We start from the raw sequence: 13,033 nt of genomic DNA on the forward strand, positions 1-13,033 counted from the left end.
ATTAAAATATCATCGGATGGCAATTATTAGAACTGCCGCAGGAAGCGCAAATCGTTTTCGTAGAAGAGGCGGATGTCGGTGATGCCGTAACGGAGCATGGCGATGCGCTCGATGCCAAAGCCAAAGGCCCAGCCGGTCCATTCCTCCGGGTCATAGCCCACGTTTTCAAACACCTGGGGATGCACCATGCCGCAGCCGGCGATTTCGAGCCAGTCCTTGCCCATGCGCTTGACCAGGGCGTTGCTGAAATCAATTTCAAAGCTCGGCTCGGTGTAGCTGAAATAATGCGGGCGGAAGCGGATTTTAACGTCCTCGCCCAGAACCTCGCGGAAGACAAATTCCACCGTGCCTTTCAGGTCGCCCACCGTCACGCCGCGGTCCACATAAAGCCCCTCGATTTGGTGAAAGGTGGGATTATGGGTGGCATCGGCGTTGTCGCGCCGATAGACGCGGCCAGGCACGACGATGCGGATGGGCGGGGGCATCTTTTCCATGACCCGGATTTGCACGGAGGAGGTGTGGGTGCGCAGGAGGGGGCGCCCCTGCCCTTCCAGGTAAAAGGTGTCCTGGGTGTCGCGCGCGGGATGGTCCGCGGGCGTGTTGAGCGCGTCGAAGCAATGGTAATCGTCCTCCACTTCGGGGCCGTCGGCCACCACAAAGCCCAGTTTGCGGAAGCTGCGCACGATGTCCTCGGTGACCTGTGTGAGGGGGTGCAGCCGCCCCAGCGGCCGCCGGCGGCCCGGGAGGGTGAAATCGGTGGGTTCCTTGGGCAACGCGGCCTGGAGCTCCAGCTCGCTGCGGCGGGCGGCCAGGGCGGCCTCCAGTTCGGCCTTGGCCTCATTGATGGCCTTGCCGGCGGCGGGCTTTTGCTCTTTGGGCAGGGTGCCCAATTGTTTCATCAGGGCCGTGAAACGGCCTTGGGCGCCCAGGTAGGCGCCCTTGGCCTGCTCCAGGGCGGCCAGGGTGGGGGCGGCGGCAAAATCGGCCAGGGCTGCCGCCTTCAGTGGGGCTATATCATCCATCAATCCCATAAGTCAGCTTGCGCGTTATGCGTCAAATTTGCGGGTTTGGACAGGAAAAAGATGGGCGGCAGTTCAGCGCGTCGTGGGCGGGCCTGCCGCGGCATACCGGTAATGGCAAAACGGGCGTCCCCCTTGGGGCGCCCGTTTGCTGGAAGCGGTGCAACCTGGGCCGCTGGGCGGCAGGCACGCTCGTTCAACCTTTGACGCCTTTGGCCTGCAGGGCGGCGCGGGCGGTGGTGACCAGCTCGTTGAACGCGGCGGCATCCGTGGCCGCGAGGTCGGCAATCACCTTGCGGTCGAGGGCGACTTTGGCGGCCTTCAGCCCTTCCATGAATCGGGCATAGGTGAGGCCGGCGGCGCGGGCGGCGGCGTTGATGCGGATTTGCCACAAATAGCGGAACTCCCGTTTTTTGCGGCGGCGGTCGCGGTAGGCATATTGCCGGCCGTGGTCCACGGCGTCGGAGGCGTACCGGTAAAGTTTGGAGCGGCGCATGCGGAAGCCTTTGGCGGCTTGCAGCATGCGGGAACGGCGCTTCCGGGAGGCTGGAGCATTCGTTACACGCATAGCAATCGAATCCTTAAAGTGTTGATGGTTGCATTACACCCGTCCCTGGCCGCGGGTCAACCCCGATGGTCAAAGGGCAGGCTGGCCAGCACGCGGTGGGCATCGGTGGGGGGCACCACCGCCGGCTTGCCAAGCATCCGCCGGCGTTTCGGGCTTTTGGTTTGCAGCAAGTGCCGGCGGCCGGCGCGCGCGCGCAGCACCTTGCCGGTGGCCGTGATTTTGAACCGCTTGGCCACGGATTTTTTGGTTTTTATGCCTTTTGGACGACGCATAACAGGCTCTCTTTCGTACCAATAAAAGAGCGGGGAATATACGCACCCGCCCCGGACATGGCAAGTGTTATTTCCATTTCTTTTTGGTGCCTGGGGAAGAGCGTGCGGAAGAGGCCCTCAAGCCGGTGCGCGACCGGGCTTCAACCGCGGGAGAAAGGCTCGGCGCCTACCCTGCCCCGCCACTGATGACCTGGCTTGGAAGGGCAGCGTGACACCCCCAAATTAGGCCGGTTACAAGCTTGTGGTTTCACGGCGGTTGTTTTAGGCTGCCTCGCATAACGGCTGCGACGCCTCGTCCGCGGCCCGATGAATGTAGGCGATTATGAAATGTCCCGCCTGTGGGAAGTCCTTGTGGTTCCGTCTTCCGGAATGTCCGCATTGTCATGCATCGTTGGGAGAGTCCGGCCCGCCGGCCCGGCCGTGGACGGTCAGTTTGCCCTGCTGGGTTTTCTTTGCGCTGGGTTTGTTGAATTTGACCCTGATTTTGCTGGCGGATTGGGCGCCGGGCAACGAGGGCTGGCGGGAGTCATTCCGGGTGAAAGCGCCATTTGCGTTTTACATGCGGTACGTGATGCCCCTGTTGATGGTGGCGCTGGTGTTGTTCATGCTTAACGGGCGCAACTGGGCGCGGTGGGTGTTTGTGGTGTGGTTTGGCAACGCGATTTTCTGGCAGGTCATCAAGGCGCCCCAAATGGCCTGGCCCCAGGCGGTGTTATTTGTGGTGTGCGCGGTGTTGTGGTTCCTGCCCCGCTCGGACCGCTTTTTCACGTGGGGGACCACGCGGGCAGCGGCCAGCGCCCCCGATGCCTCCCCTGCCCCGGCAAGCAAGGGGGCAGACTCGAGTCGCGCCTGACGGGCGGTGCCTCAGGCAGCCGGGGCGGCCGACCGCGCCGGGCGCGCCGCCTGGGCCTGGGCCGCCAGGCGCCGCAAACGCGCAAGGGCGGCTTTCATTTGCCGCTTTTGAAAGAGAAAGGTCCCCGCCACCAGGGTATCCGCTCCCGCGCGCGCGCATTCCGCCCCGGTTTGGTAGTTGATGCCGCCATCCACTTCGATGCGGTAGTCGAGGCCCAATTCTTCCCGCCAGGCCGCGGCCTGCTGGATTTTGGGCACGCATTCCTCAATGAATTCCTGGCCGCCGTAACCGGGGTTCACGGTCATGACCAGCAGCAAGTCGAGGTGTTTAAGATGCGGGCGGACGGTTTCCATGGCGGTGGGGGGATTGATAGCCAGGCCGGCCTGGAGGCCCAAGCTGTGGATTTTCCACAAGAGCTGAGAGACCTGCGCCTCCCCCAGCTCGACATGGACGGTGAGCTGATTGGCGCCGGCGCGCACAAAAGCCTCAAAGAGCACCTCGGGTTTCTGACACATGAGATGCACATCCAGAAACAGGCGGGTGGCCGAGCGCACCGTCTTCACCATGGCCGGGCCAAAAGAGATGTTGGGCACAAAATTGCCGTCCATGATGTCCAGATGCAGCCAGTCGGCCCCGGCGCGCACGGCGCGGGCCACTTCGGAGCGGATGCGTCCAAAATCCGCGGCCAGGAGTGAAGGCGCAATAATCATGCGCCGCCCACGATATAAACAGGCCTCCGGCTCGTCCAGTCCGGAACACGGCGGCGGGTCCTGAATCAGCGTTGACGGCGGCGGCCCCGCCTGCGAAAAAAAGCGCATGCAAGCCCCACCCGCATCCGCCGCCGGTTGCAGCCGCCGGCAATGGCTCAAGGCCGGGGCGGCCACCACGCTGGCCGCGCTCACCGCTCCCCTGCCCCTCCACGCGCAAAGCGCCGCTGCCCGGGCCAGTGTGGAGCCGGATTACCGCATCCGGCATGGCCGCATCCGGCAATCCATCATGGGATGGACGTTCAACCCGATGCCCACGCTGGAGCTGGCCAAATTGTGCAAGGACATCGGGCTGGTGGCGATGGAGGGCATTGACGCCAAGTTTTATCCGCAAGTGCGCGAGCTGGGGCTGGCCATTTCGCTGGTGGGGAGCCACGGCTTTGCCCGCGGACCTTTCAATCCGGCCCATCACGAGCATTGCGTGGAGAAATTAAGGGAGGGCATTGATCAGGCAGTACAGGTGAACTGCCGCAATGTCATCACCTTCACCGGCATGCGCGAGCCGGGCATCAGTGATGAACAAGGGGCCAAAAATTGCGTTGAATGCTGGAAAAAGGTCATCGGGTACGCCGAGCAAAAAGGGGTGAACCTCTGTCTGGAGCATCTCAACAGCCGGGACAACACGCATCCCATGAAGGGGCATCCGGGGTATTTTGGGGACGATGTGGATTTTTGCGTGGAGCTCATCCGGCGGGTAGGCTCGCCCAACATGAAGCTGCTCTTCGACATTTACCATGTGCAAATCATGAACGGCGACGTGCTGCGCCGGCTGCGCCAGTACAAGGAGGTCATCGCGCATGTGCACACCGCCGGCGTGCCGGGACGGGGTGAATTGGACGAGACGCAGGAGTTGAATTATCCTTTGCTCATGCGGGCGCTGGTGGAGATGGGCTACACGGGTTATGTGGCGCAGGAGTTCATCCCCACCTGGCCCGACAAAGCCCTGGCCCTGCGCCATGCGGCCAAGGTGTGTGATGTTTAATGCGGCCCCCTGCCCGCGCGAGCGGGCAAGGTGGTGACGTCCTTGAATTACCGGCAACAGGTCATTTATGTCCCCCCCGACCGGCACCACGGTATTGAGCACGGCGCCCCCCCGGCGCATTGGTTTCATTTCCACCCGCTTTCACGGCAGTGACGGGGTGACCCTGGAGGCGCGCAAATGGGCGCGCATCCTGGAGGACATGGGCCACACCTGTTATTGGATGGCCGGGCTGCTGGATGCGCCGCCCGAGCGCAGCCACACGGCGCCGCTGGCCTTTTTCAATCACCCCGAAGTGCTGGAGGTGCAAAAGCACCTGTTTGGGGTGACGCGGCGGCCGCGGAGCGTGACCGATAAAATCCACGCGCTGAAAGAGCAGTTGAAGGATGAAATCTACCGGTTCATCGAAAAATTTCAGCTCGAGGTGCTGGTGCCGGAAAACATCATGGCCATTCCCATGCACATCCCGCTGGGGCTGGCCATGGCGGAGGTCATTGCGGAGACGGGCATTCCCACCATTGCGCATCACCATGATTTTGCCTGGGAGCGCGAGCGTTTTGTGGTGAGCGCCGTGAATGATTACCTGCGGGCCGCCTTTCCCGGCGCCCTGCCGGGCATCGAGCATGTGGTCATCAACAGCATGGCCCAGAAAGAACTGGCCCGGCGATGCGGGCTAGGCTCCACCATCATTCCCAATGTGCTGGAATTTGAAAAACCCCCGCCGCCCATGGATGATTACAACGCGGACCTGCGCCGGGAAATCGGGCTGGCGGAGACAGACTGGATGATCCTGCAGCCCACGCGGGTGGTGGCGCGCAAGGGCATCGAGCACGCGGTGGATTTGGTGCGCCGACTGAAGGATCCCCGCGCCAAGCTGGTCATCTCCCATCCCGCCGGCGATGAAGGCAATGCCTACCTCTCCATGCTCATGGATCGCATCCATGACGCCGGCATTGACGTGCGGTTTATTGCGGACCGGGTGGGAGAACAGCGGGGCCGCAATGCCGCCGGCCAGAAGGTGTACACGCTCTATGACGTGTACCAGCACGCGGACCTGGTCACCTACCCCAGCTACTACGAGGGCTTTGGCAACGCCTTCCTGGAGGCCATTTATTTCGGCAAGCCCGTGGTGGTCAACCTCTACGCGGTCTATGCCCGTGACATTGACCCCCTGGGTTTCAAGACCATCGAAATGTCCAATCTGGTCACCCGCGAGATTGTGGAGCAAACGCGCGAAATCCTGGAAAACCGGGCGCTGCGCGAGAGCTGGGCGGCCACCAATTATCAGTTGGGGCTGAAGTATTTTTCTTACACCGTGGCCCGCCGCAAGCTGGTGGCCCGCCTGGCCAACCTGTTTGGCGAAGCCATTTGAGCCGAAGCATCCCGTGGAGCCCGCCTGGAAAGGAAAGCCAAGGCCCGCTCACCGCCGGGCATTGTAAGCGGCGCAGCCGTATTTGGTGGCGGCCAGTTGCTGGGCCGCCTCAAGCAACGCCGGGGGCAGTTTCAATTCCTCCCAGCGCACCTGCCAGTGTTCCGCGGCATGGGCGAGCATGGCGTTTTCCCAGTCCCCACGGGCCAGTCCTCGCGGCGGCGGCTGCAACGAGCCCTGGATGAGCAACCCTTCCCGCGTGCGGCGCTGGGCGGCGCCGGCGATTTTGCGGCCGTGGCGCAACAAATCAAATTGCTCATAGCCAGCGAAGCATTGGCCGGGCAATTCCTCGCGGCGCTGGGGGGCCAGCTCGGTGGCGATGCCGAGGCGTTGCAGGGCGCCCTGAATCCATTGGTGCATGCGCTGATAGCTTTGCGCCGCGCGCAAGTGGTACCAGGCCTCTGACGGCGGCACCGCCAGGCTGTAAGTCCAGTCGGCATCATGGGGCACCAGGCCGCCGCCAGTGGGGCGGCGGATGAGCGGACGCAGCGGCGTGGCGCGCTCGAGGTCGGCCATTTTCTGGAAAAAGCCGAACGTGGCCGCGGGCGCACTCCAGCCATAAAAGCGCAGCACCGGCCGCCCCAGCGCCGGCGCAGCGCGCAGGAGGGCTTCGTCCAGCGCCATGTTGAAGGCGGGTTCATGCAGGGCGCACGGCAGATAATACCAGAGGGAGGGGGTGGCACACATGGGAGGAGGGGCGGAGGCTTACCCTTGAGCCGCGCTGGGACAGAGGGCGCGAATTTCGCAATGCGCGCAATCCGGTTTGCGCGCGCGGCAACGGCGGCGGCCGTGCCAGATGAGCCAGTGGCTGAACAACGTCCAGTCCGCACGCGGCACAAGCTGCATGAGGTCGCGTTCGATTTTTTCGGGGTCAGTTTCGCGCGTAAGCTTCAACCGGGCCGCCAGGCGGCTCACGTGCGTATCCACCACGATGCCCTCATTGAGGCCGAAGGCATTGCCCAGCACCACGTTGGCGGTCTTGCGGCCCACGCCGGCCAGGGCGGTCAATGCCTCCATGGTGCGCGGCACCTCCCCGCCATGCCGCTCCACCAGGGCGCGGCAGGCCGCCTGGATGTTTCTGGCTTTGTTGCGATAAAAGCCGGTGCTTTGGATGTCTTTTTCCAGCTCCGCCTGCGGGACGCGCGCATAATCGGCGGCAGTGCGGTACTTTTGGAAAAGCGTGGCCGTCACCTGGTTGACGCGCACATCGGTACATTGCGCGGAAAGGATGGTGGCGATGAGCAACTCGAGGGGATTTGAGTAATTCAGCTCGCAGTGGGCGTCGGGATAGGTGGCGCGCAAGGCCGCGCAGATGGCCTGGACGCGGCGGGCCAGCGCGGCGGGCGATTCCTTGGGACTGAAGGCGGCACGAGGCATGGGGCACCCTATTTCTTCAAAAAGTACTGGCGCTGCTTGTCGCTGATGGGCAGGCCGAGTTTTTCCATGACCTGCAACAAATCCTCCCAGACTTGGCGTTTGGCCGCCAGGGATTGGTTGCGCAACAGGTAGGCGGGGTGATAGGTGGGCATGAGCGGAATGCCGCGGTAATCCCGCCAGACGCCGCGCTCCTTGGTGATGGAAACTCTTTGCTGGGTGAGGCCCTCCAAAGCCGTGGCGCCCAGGGCCACCAGCACTTTGGGCCGGATCAGGTCAATTTGCTGATGCAGCCACGGCAGGCAGGTGACCATTTCCTGCGGGGTGGGCTTGCGGTTGCCGCTGGTCTGGCCGGGAGTATCCGGCCGGCATTTGAGCACATTGGCAATGAATACGTCCTGACGGCGCAAGCCCATGGTTTGAATCATTTTGGTGAGCAACTGGCCGGCAGCGCCCACAAAAGGCTCGCCCTGCGCGTCTTCATCGGCGCCTGGCGCCTCCCCCACAAACATCAAATCCGCGTAAATGTTGCCCACGCCGAAAACCACGCTACGGCGGGTCCGGACCAGGTGCGGGCATTTGACGCAGGCCAGCACCTGGGTGCGCAGGGCCGCCACCGCCAGCTCGCGGTCTCCAGTATCAGGCTCGTCCGCGGTGGAAGCAGCCGAAGGGCCGGCCGGGGCCACGGTCAAGAAACCCAGCGCGCCCGCGGGAAGCTGAGGCAGGCGCGGCGGAGGCGCAGGCGGAGGCGCTGGCGCGTGCCGCGCCGGCGGTGAAGGCGGCACCGGTGATGTTGGCGGTGGAGGCGGAGCGGCCGCCGCTGGACGGCGCGGCGCGGCGGGCGGGGGTTTGGCCAGCGCGGCAAGGGTCTCAGGCTTGACCAGCACCCAAGATTGCCCGCGCCGGCGCAGGTCTTCCAAATGGGCGATGGTGGCTTCCAGAAGCTGTTGATAGCCGTTCACGGCGCCGATGTTAATGGGCGCACCCGCTCATGCACGAAAAAATTTACGGGAAGGCAGGATTCGCTGACGGCTCGCACGGCGAGGTTTCTCGGAGGACGTGGAAAACGTTCACGCAGAAAGGAAGGGAACATTGCCCCCCTCACCCGCCCTGCGGGCACCCTCTCCCGAGGGGAGAGGGTCGGGGTGAGGGGCATGGAAAAGGAACGCAAGGTTAACAACCAGGCAAACCTCCATCATCCATTCCTAAAAGCCATTTCGACGCCAGCCGGGGCGTGGTGGGCGAGATTTAATGACGGCCTGCACGGAGGCACTTTCGGGACGCCGTGGGAGGTGTCCCCGCAGGCAAGCCTACCAATTTTTGATGGGGCGGTTGGGGCGTTTGCGTGAATCGGCACTTTCGGGAGGGATGTAGGGCAAGACCTTTTCTTCCACCTTGGCCGCTTCCAACAGTTGGCGGGCTTGTTCGGGAGTAAGTCCGTGAGCCTGCACGGCGCGAGAAGCATCAGCCGGGTTTTGGCCAGCGGGAGGCTGCTCGGGTGGGGTGGGGGATTTTTGCGCGCCTTCCTGGGAATTATTTCCCTGCTGTTGCTGTTTGTTGTCCGGGGAGGATTGTTGCTGGGGCGGCGGCTGCGATTGATCCTGCTCCGGCTGGCGGGCGTCCTGCCCGTTTTGTTGTTCGTTGTTGGCCGCAGACTGGTCCGGCTGCGACTGCTGGTCCTGCGCCGAGGAGTCCTCGGAATTGTTTTGGGGTTGTTGCTGCTGTTGCTGCTGCTGTTGTTGTTGCTGCCGCTCCAGCTCCTCCAATTTGCGCCGGATGACTTCCAGGTTGTGCTGGGCGTCGGTGTCCTGGGGATTCAGGCGGAGGGCGTTGGCCAGGTGGTTGGTGGCGGCTTGCCAGGCGGCCTTTTTCTTGGCCGGCTCCGCCTCGGCCTCCCCCACGTGATAACGCGCACTGGCCGCGTTGTAAAAGGCGCGTTGCTGCAAATCGAGGTTGTCGGGCGAAAGGGTGGCCGCCTCAAATTCGCGGGCGGCCCGGTCATAATCCCGGTCGCGAAAAGCGGCCACGCCGAGGTTGTAGCGGAGGCGGTTGTCTTCGGGCCGTTTTTGCAGCAGCTCCTCGTAGGCTTTTTTGGCGGCTTTGTGGTAACCGCGGTCCAGTTCGCGACGGGCGTCGGCGGGGGACACCGCGGGGGCGGGGCCGGCGGTCCAGCCCAAAGCCAGGCCAGCCAGCCACATCGCCGCACTCCAGGAGCGGCGCCTTGTCCAGCGTTCACGCATGGGCCGGTCTCCCAGCAGAATTTCGGTGATGAGCAACAAAATGGCAAGTCCCAGGGGCCAGTGGTAGCGTTCGTGATAGACCCGCACCATGCGGGCGGCCTGTTCGGCTTTGGGCAGCGGGGCGATGCCTTTCTCGTAAAGCAATGCCATGGTGCCCGCCCCGGCCAGCCGCAGGTAAAAACCGCCACCCGTCCGGGCTATCTCGTGCAGGAGGCGTTCATCCAAACGGGTGCGGATGGGCGCGCCGGCCGCATCACGCGCCGTTTCCCGGCGGCCGCCCGGTTCGGGCAGGTGCAGTTCCTCGCCTTCCGGGGTGCCCACCCCCACGGTGAATATCTTGATGCCCGCCTCGGCCGCGGCTTTGGCGGCTTCCAACACGCCGGCTTCATGGTCTTCGCCGTCGGAAAAGAGCACCAGCACTTTGTGGCTTTCCCCGGCATTGGTGAAGGCGGCCTGCGCGACTTCAATCGCCTCGGCAATCGCCGTGCCGCCCTGGGGGATGATTTCCGTGTCCAGAATCATCACGCTCTGGCGGAAGGCCTCGGTGTCCATGGTCAGCGGGCATTGGAGGAAGGCTGTGCCGGCAAAGGCAATCAAGCCCACGCGGTCACTACGGGCGGTTTGCGCCAGGTCCAGCGCTGCCAGGCGGGCGCGTTCGAGGCGGTTGGGTTTGATGTCCTCGGCCAGCATGCTGCGGGAGGTATCCACCGCAATGAGGATGTCCACGCCCCGGCGTTTGACTTCCTCCCAATGATAGCCCCATTGGGGGCGGGCGGCGGCGAGGATGAGGAGGCCAAGGGCCGCCACCAGCAGGGCCTGACGCCAGCGGCGGCGGGCGGGGGACAGACCTTCGGTCAAGCTGTCGAGCAAACGCGCATGAATGAACCGCTCCAGCAGGGCGCGCTGGCGGCGGCCCATGTGCCAGCCCAGCCAGGCCACTGCCGGCAGCAGCAGCAACAGCCAGAGCAATTGAGGTTCAGCGAATCTCATGGCAACTGCCGGAGCCAGGTTTGCATCAACACCACCTCGAGCAGCAGCAGGCTCACCGCGCCCAGGATGAGCCAGTGGGCCAGCTCGGTATGATGCGAGTATTTCTTGACGACCACCTCGGTTTTTTCGAGCCGGTCAATTTCCTCGTAAATCTGGCGGAAGCGCTCGGTATTGTCAGCGCGGTAATACTTGCCGCCGGTCAGGTCAGCGATTTGCTTCAGGGTATCTTCATCAATGTCCACCAGCACCGGCTCGCGAATGAGCCGGCCCATGAACTGGCGCAGCACATAGGACTGGCCCTGGCGGCCAATGCCGATGGTGTAAACCTTGATGCCCAGGGCCTTGGCCGCCTCCGCCGCCGCCAGGGGCGGGACTTTGCCGGCGTTGTTCTGGCCGTCGGTCATCAGGATGACGATGCGGCTCTTGGCGGGCACGTGCTCGAGGCGGTTCACAGCGGTGGCCAGCGCCGAGCCAATGGCGGTGGAATTGTATTCGCGCACGGCGCCCAGCTTGAGCCGCTCCAGGTTTTGCAGCAAAAAATCATGGTCGAGGGTGAGCGGCGCCGCCAGGTAGGGGCGCCCGGCGAAAGCGACAATCCCGATGCGATCGCTGGGGCGTTTTTTGATGAACTCGCGCAGGACCTCCCGCGCCATGTCCAGGCGGTTCACATCGCGCCCCCGCAGGTTGAAGTCCATGGCCTCCATGCTGCCCGACAGGTCCAGGGCCACCATGATGTCCACGCCGCTGGCGCTGATGGAGGTTTCCGTGTGGGTGAAACGTGGCTGGGCCAGCGCCACCACCGCCAGCGCCACCGAGACCCACCGCAAATGCGGCAGCCAGGCCCCCACCGCCGAGCGCGCCGGCCGCAGGCCGGTGGGCAGCAGGTTCAACGAGGAATAGACCAGCGCCGCCCGGCGGCCCATCCGTCCCTGCAGCCACGCCAGCAGCGGCAGCAACAGGAGCAACAGCAGCAGATGGGGTTGTGCAAAGGTCATGCAGCGGGCGGGGAAGCAGGGGAGACGTTCGGCGCGGCCGCGGCGGGCGCGGGCGCGGGCGCGATTTCCACCAGCGATGTTTCATCCACCAGACGCAAGGCTGCGGCATGCAGCCGCCGCAGGGCTTCCTCGGTCGGCTCAAAGCGGGCGAATTTGATGAGGTCGCATTCGGTCAAAAAATCGGCCAGCAATTCTTTGTGCCGCGGCTGCAGGACAAGCGTGCGTTGCAAGTCCTGCAAAAATTCCTCCGTCGTCCGTTCCGGCGCGGGGAGGTGGAAGCGCCGTTCCAGATACCAGCGCAGAGCGGCGGACACCGCCACGGTGAATTTTTCCGGGTCGCCCAGCAGTTGCCAGGCGGCCTCCAGGCGGCGGCGGGCCTCGACATGCGCGGGCAGCGGGGGTGGCGTGTCTGCGGGGGCGGTCAGGCGGCGGCGCTGCCACCAGCGCCATGCCCACCAGGCCGCAGCAGCCAGGGCCACGGCGGCCGCCACCCACCAGAGCCATCCCCAGCCGGAGGGGATGTCCACCGGCGGCTTGAGCGGGCGCAGCTCCTCCGCGGCGTTGGTCAGCGCCGGCGGCGTGGGGGGCTGAGGGATGGGCAGACCAGCAGCCATAGGGCATCAGCCGCGCAAGCGCCGTTTTTCGCGGGTGGCAAAGAACCGCCCCAGCGCGGCCTCGTAGGGTTGGTCGGTGCGCACCTGCAGGGCATCGGTGCGGGCCAGGCGGAAGGATTGCTCCAACTGCGCCTGTTGCTGGCGGCGTTGTTGCTGCCACACCGCCCGCCATTGCTCGTCGCCGGTGTCCACCACCGCTTGTTCGCCGGTTTCGGCATCCTGCAACACCACGCGGCCCACGTCGGGCAGCGCCAATTCATGGGGATCGGTGATCTGCACACACACCACATCATGCCGCCGGCGGGCCTGGCGCAGGGCCGTCAGCCATGGGCGGGTTGGCGACGCGGGCCGCCGCTGCCAGCGCGGGGCGTTCTCCAGAAAATCCGACAGCACCACCACGATGGCCCGGCGGGTGATGACGCGGTTGAGAAAATCCAGCGCCTCGGCGAGGTCGGTTTGGGGCGATTGCGGGGCGTGAAACAAAATTTCGCGGATTACCCGCAAGACATGGCGGCGGCCCTTGCGCGGGGGGATGAACTTCTCCACGTGCCGGGTGAACAGGGCCAGTCCGACTTTGTCATTGTTGCGAATGGCGGAGAAGGCCAGCACGCTGGCGATTTCCGCGGCCAGCTCGCGCTTGGACGGGCCGGCGGAGCCAAAGCGACCGCTGCCGCTGGCATCCACCAGCAGCATCACCGTCAACTCGCGCTCCTCGACGAATTTTTTGATGAAGGGATGATTCATGCGCGCGGTGACATTCCAGTCAATGGCGCGCACTTCATCCCCCGGCTGGTATTCCCGCACTTCGTCGAAGTTCATCCCCTGCCCTTTGAAGACGCTGTGGTACTGCCCCCCAAGCGTCTCGGTGACGAGCCGGTTGGTGCGGATTTCAATCTGCCGGATTTTTTTGAGGATTTCCGGGGGAATCATAAG

General features: G+C 64.2%; 14 protein-coding genes. 3 read left to right on the forward strand and 11 right to left on the reverse strand.

From position 1 onward, the window contains the following. Nucleotides 1–26: 26 nt before the first annotated feature. From pheS to rpmI, 3 genes are all read right to left on the reverse strand, one after another. Nucleotides 27–1,022: a phenylalanine--tRNA ligase subunit alpha gene (pheS, locus tag NXS98_RS10175; RefSeq protein WP_425499954.1), complete on the reverse strand. Its 996-nt coding sequence runs from the start codon at nt 1,020–1,022 to the stop codon at nt 27–29. A 193-nt stretch (nt 1,023–1,215) separates the two neighbouring features. Continuing rightward, nucleotides 1,216–1,587 (reverse strand): 50S ribosomal protein L20, encoded by a 372-nt coding sequence (gene rplT / locus NXS98_RS10180; protein WP_283844856.1) that lies wholly within the window; start codon nt 1,585–1,587, stop codon nt 1,216–1,218. 56 nt (nt 1,588–1,643) lie between these two features. After that, complete coding sequence (gene rpmI / locus NXS98_RS10185) at nt 1,644–1,859, reverse strand: 50S ribosomal protein L35 (RefSeq protein ID WP_283844857.1); 216 nt, start codon at nt 1,857–1,859, stop codon at nt 1,644–1,646. A 322-nt stretch (nt 1,860–2,181) separates the two neighbouring features. Between rpmI and NXS98_RS10190 the strand changes: the two genes are divergently transcribed. Next, complete coding sequence (locus NXS98_RS10190; RefSeq protein ID WP_283844858.1) at nt 2,182–2,712, forward strand: zinc ribbon domain-containing protein; 531 nt, start codon at nt 2,182–2,184, stop codon at nt 2,710–2,712. Nucleotides 2,713–2,723: 11 nt separating this feature from the next. On the opposite strand, the gene rpe is transcribed toward NXS98_RS10190, so the two are convergent. Then, the gene (gene rpe / locus NXS98_RS10195; RefSeq protein ID WP_283844859.1) at nt 2,724–3,422 is read right to left on the reverse strand and encodes a ribulose-phosphate 3-epimerase; all 699 of its coding nucleotides are present in this window, start codon (nt 3,420–3,422) and stop codon (nt 2,724–2,726) included. A 106-nt stretch (nt 3,423–3,528) separates the two neighbouring features. Between rpe and NXS98_RS10200 the strand changes: the two genes are divergently transcribed. Continuing rightward, the gene (locus NXS98_RS10200) at nt 3,529–4,461 is read left to right on the forward strand and encodes a TIM barrel protein (RefSeq protein ID WP_283844860.1); all 933 of its coding nucleotides are present in this window, start codon (nt 3,529–3,531) and stop codon (nt 4,459–4,461) included. A gap of 67 nt (nt 4,462–4,528) precedes the next feature. Then, nucleotides 4,529–5,830, forward strand: a complete 1,302-nt coding sequence (locus tag NXS98_RS10205) for a glycosyltransferase family 4 protein (RefSeq protein ID WP_283844861.1) — start codon at nt 4,529–4,531, stop codon at nt 5,828–5,830. Nucleotides 5,831–5,878: 48 nt separating this feature from the next. Here the strand turns inward: NXS98_RS10205 and NXS98_RS10210 are convergent, their stop codons facing one another. The 7 genes from NXS98_RS10210 to NXS98_RS10240 form a co-directional block, all read right to left on the reverse strand. Beyond that, nucleotides 5,879–6,574 carry a lipoate--protein ligase family protein gene (locus NXS98_RS10210; protein ID WP_283844862.1) on the reverse strand — a complete coding sequence of 232 codons (696 nt, stop codon included), beginning with the start codon at nt 6,572–6,574 and terminating at the stop codon, nt 5,879–5,881. 18 nt (nt 6,575–6,592) lie between these two features. Further along, nucleotides 6,593–7,264, reverse strand: a complete 672-nt coding sequence (nth, locus tag NXS98_RS10215; RefSeq protein ID WP_283844863.1) for an endonuclease III — start codon at nt 7,262–7,264, stop codon at nt 6,593–6,595. A gap of 8 nt (nt 7,265–7,272) precedes the next feature. Then, nucleotides 7,273–8,223 (reverse strand): uracil-DNA glycosylase, encoded by a 951-nt coding sequence (locus tag NXS98_RS10220; RefSeq protein ID WP_283844864.1) that lies wholly within the window; start codon nt 8,221–8,223, stop codon nt 7,273–7,275. Nucleotides 8,224–8,571: 348 nt separating this feature from the next. Continuing rightward, nucleotides 8,572–10,491 carry a VWA domain-containing protein gene (locus tag NXS98_RS10225; RefSeq protein WP_283844865.1) on the reverse strand — a complete coding sequence of 640 codons (1,920 nt, stop codon included), beginning with the start codon at nt 10,489–10,491 and terminating at the stop codon, nt 8,572–8,574. Then, entirely contained in the window at nt 10,488–11,486 is a 999-nt protein-coding gene (locus NXS98_RS10230) for a VWA domain-containing protein (RefSeq protein ID WP_283844866.1), read from the reverse strand. Before NXS98_RS10230 ends, NXS98_RS10225 begins: the two co-directional genes overlap by 4 nt. Then, nucleotides 11,483–12,100 (reverse strand): hypothetical protein, encoded by a 618-nt coding sequence (locus tag NXS98_RS10235; protein ID WP_283844867.1) that lies wholly within the window; start codon nt 12,098–12,100, stop codon nt 11,483–11,485. Before NXS98_RS10235 ends, NXS98_RS10230 begins: the two co-directional genes overlap by 4 nt. A gap of 6 nt (nt 12,101–12,106) precedes the next feature. Then, nucleotides 12,107–13,030, reverse strand: coding sequence for a DUF58 domain-containing protein (locus tag NXS98_RS10240; protein WP_283844869.1), 924 nt, complete (start codon nt 13,028–13,030; stop codon nt 12,107–12,109). Nucleotides 13,031–13,033 lie beyond the last annotated feature (3 nt).

This window comes from Fontisphaera persica (genome assembly GCF_024832785.1).
Lineage (GTDB): Bacteria > Verrucomicrobiota > Verrucomicrobiia > Limisphaerales > Fontisphaeraceae > Fontisphaera > Fontisphaera persica.

Excerpts from the sequence above, each read along its gene's own strand:
- pheS (WP_425499954.1), bottom strand. The coding sequence starts at position 1,022 with ATGGATGATATAGCCCCACTGAAGGCGGCAGCCCTGGCCGATTTTGCC.
- rplT (WP_283844856.1), bottom strand. The coding sequence starts at position 1,587 with ATGCGTGTAACGAATGCTCCAGCCTCCCGGAAGCGCCGTTCCCGCATG.
- rpmI (WP_283844857.1), bottom strand. The coding sequence starts at position 1,859 with ATGCGTCGTCCAAAAGGCATAAAAACCAAAAAATCCGTGGCCAAGCGG.
- NXS98_RS10190 (WP_283844858.1), top strand. The coding sequence starts at position 2,182 with ATGAAATGTCCCGCCTGTGGGAAGTCCTTGTGGTTCCGTCTTCCGGAA.
- rpe (WP_283844859.1), bottom strand. The coding sequence starts at position 3,422 with ATGATTATTGCGCCTTCACTCCTGGCCGCGGATTTTGGACGCATCCGC.
- NXS98_RS10200 (WP_283844860.1), top strand. The coding sequence starts at position 3,529 with ATGCAAGCCCCACCCGCATCCGCCGCCGGTTGCAGCCGCCGGCAATGG.
- NXS98_RS10205 (WP_283844861.1), top strand. The coding sequence starts at position 4,529 with ATGTCCCCCCCGACCGGCACCACGGTATTGAGCACGGCGCCCCCCCGG.
- NXS98_RS10210 (WP_283844862.1), bottom strand. The coding sequence starts at position 6,574 with ATGTGTGCCACCCCCTCCCTCTGGTATTATCTGCCGTGCGCCCTGCAT.
- nth (WP_283844863.1), bottom strand. The coding sequence starts at position 7,264 with ATGCCTCGTGCCGCCTTCAGTCCCAAGGAATCGCCCGCCGCGCTGGCC.
- NXS98_RS10225 (WP_283844865.1), bottom strand. The coding sequence starts at position 10,491 with ATGAGATTCGCTGAACCTCAATTGCTCTGGCTGTTGCTGCTGCTGCCG.
- NXS98_RS10230 (WP_283844866.1), bottom strand. The coding sequence starts at position 11,486 with ATGACCTTTGCACAACCCCATCTGCTGCTGTTGCTCCTGTTGCTGCCG.
- NXS98_RS10235 (WP_283844867.1), bottom strand. The coding sequence starts at position 12,100 with ATGGCTGCTGGTCTGCCCATCCCTCAGCCCCCCACGCCGCCGGCGCTG.
- NXS98_RS10240 (WP_283844869.1), bottom strand. The coding sequence starts at position 13,030 with ATGATTCCCCCGGAAATCCTCAAAAAAATCCGGCAGATTGAAATCCGC.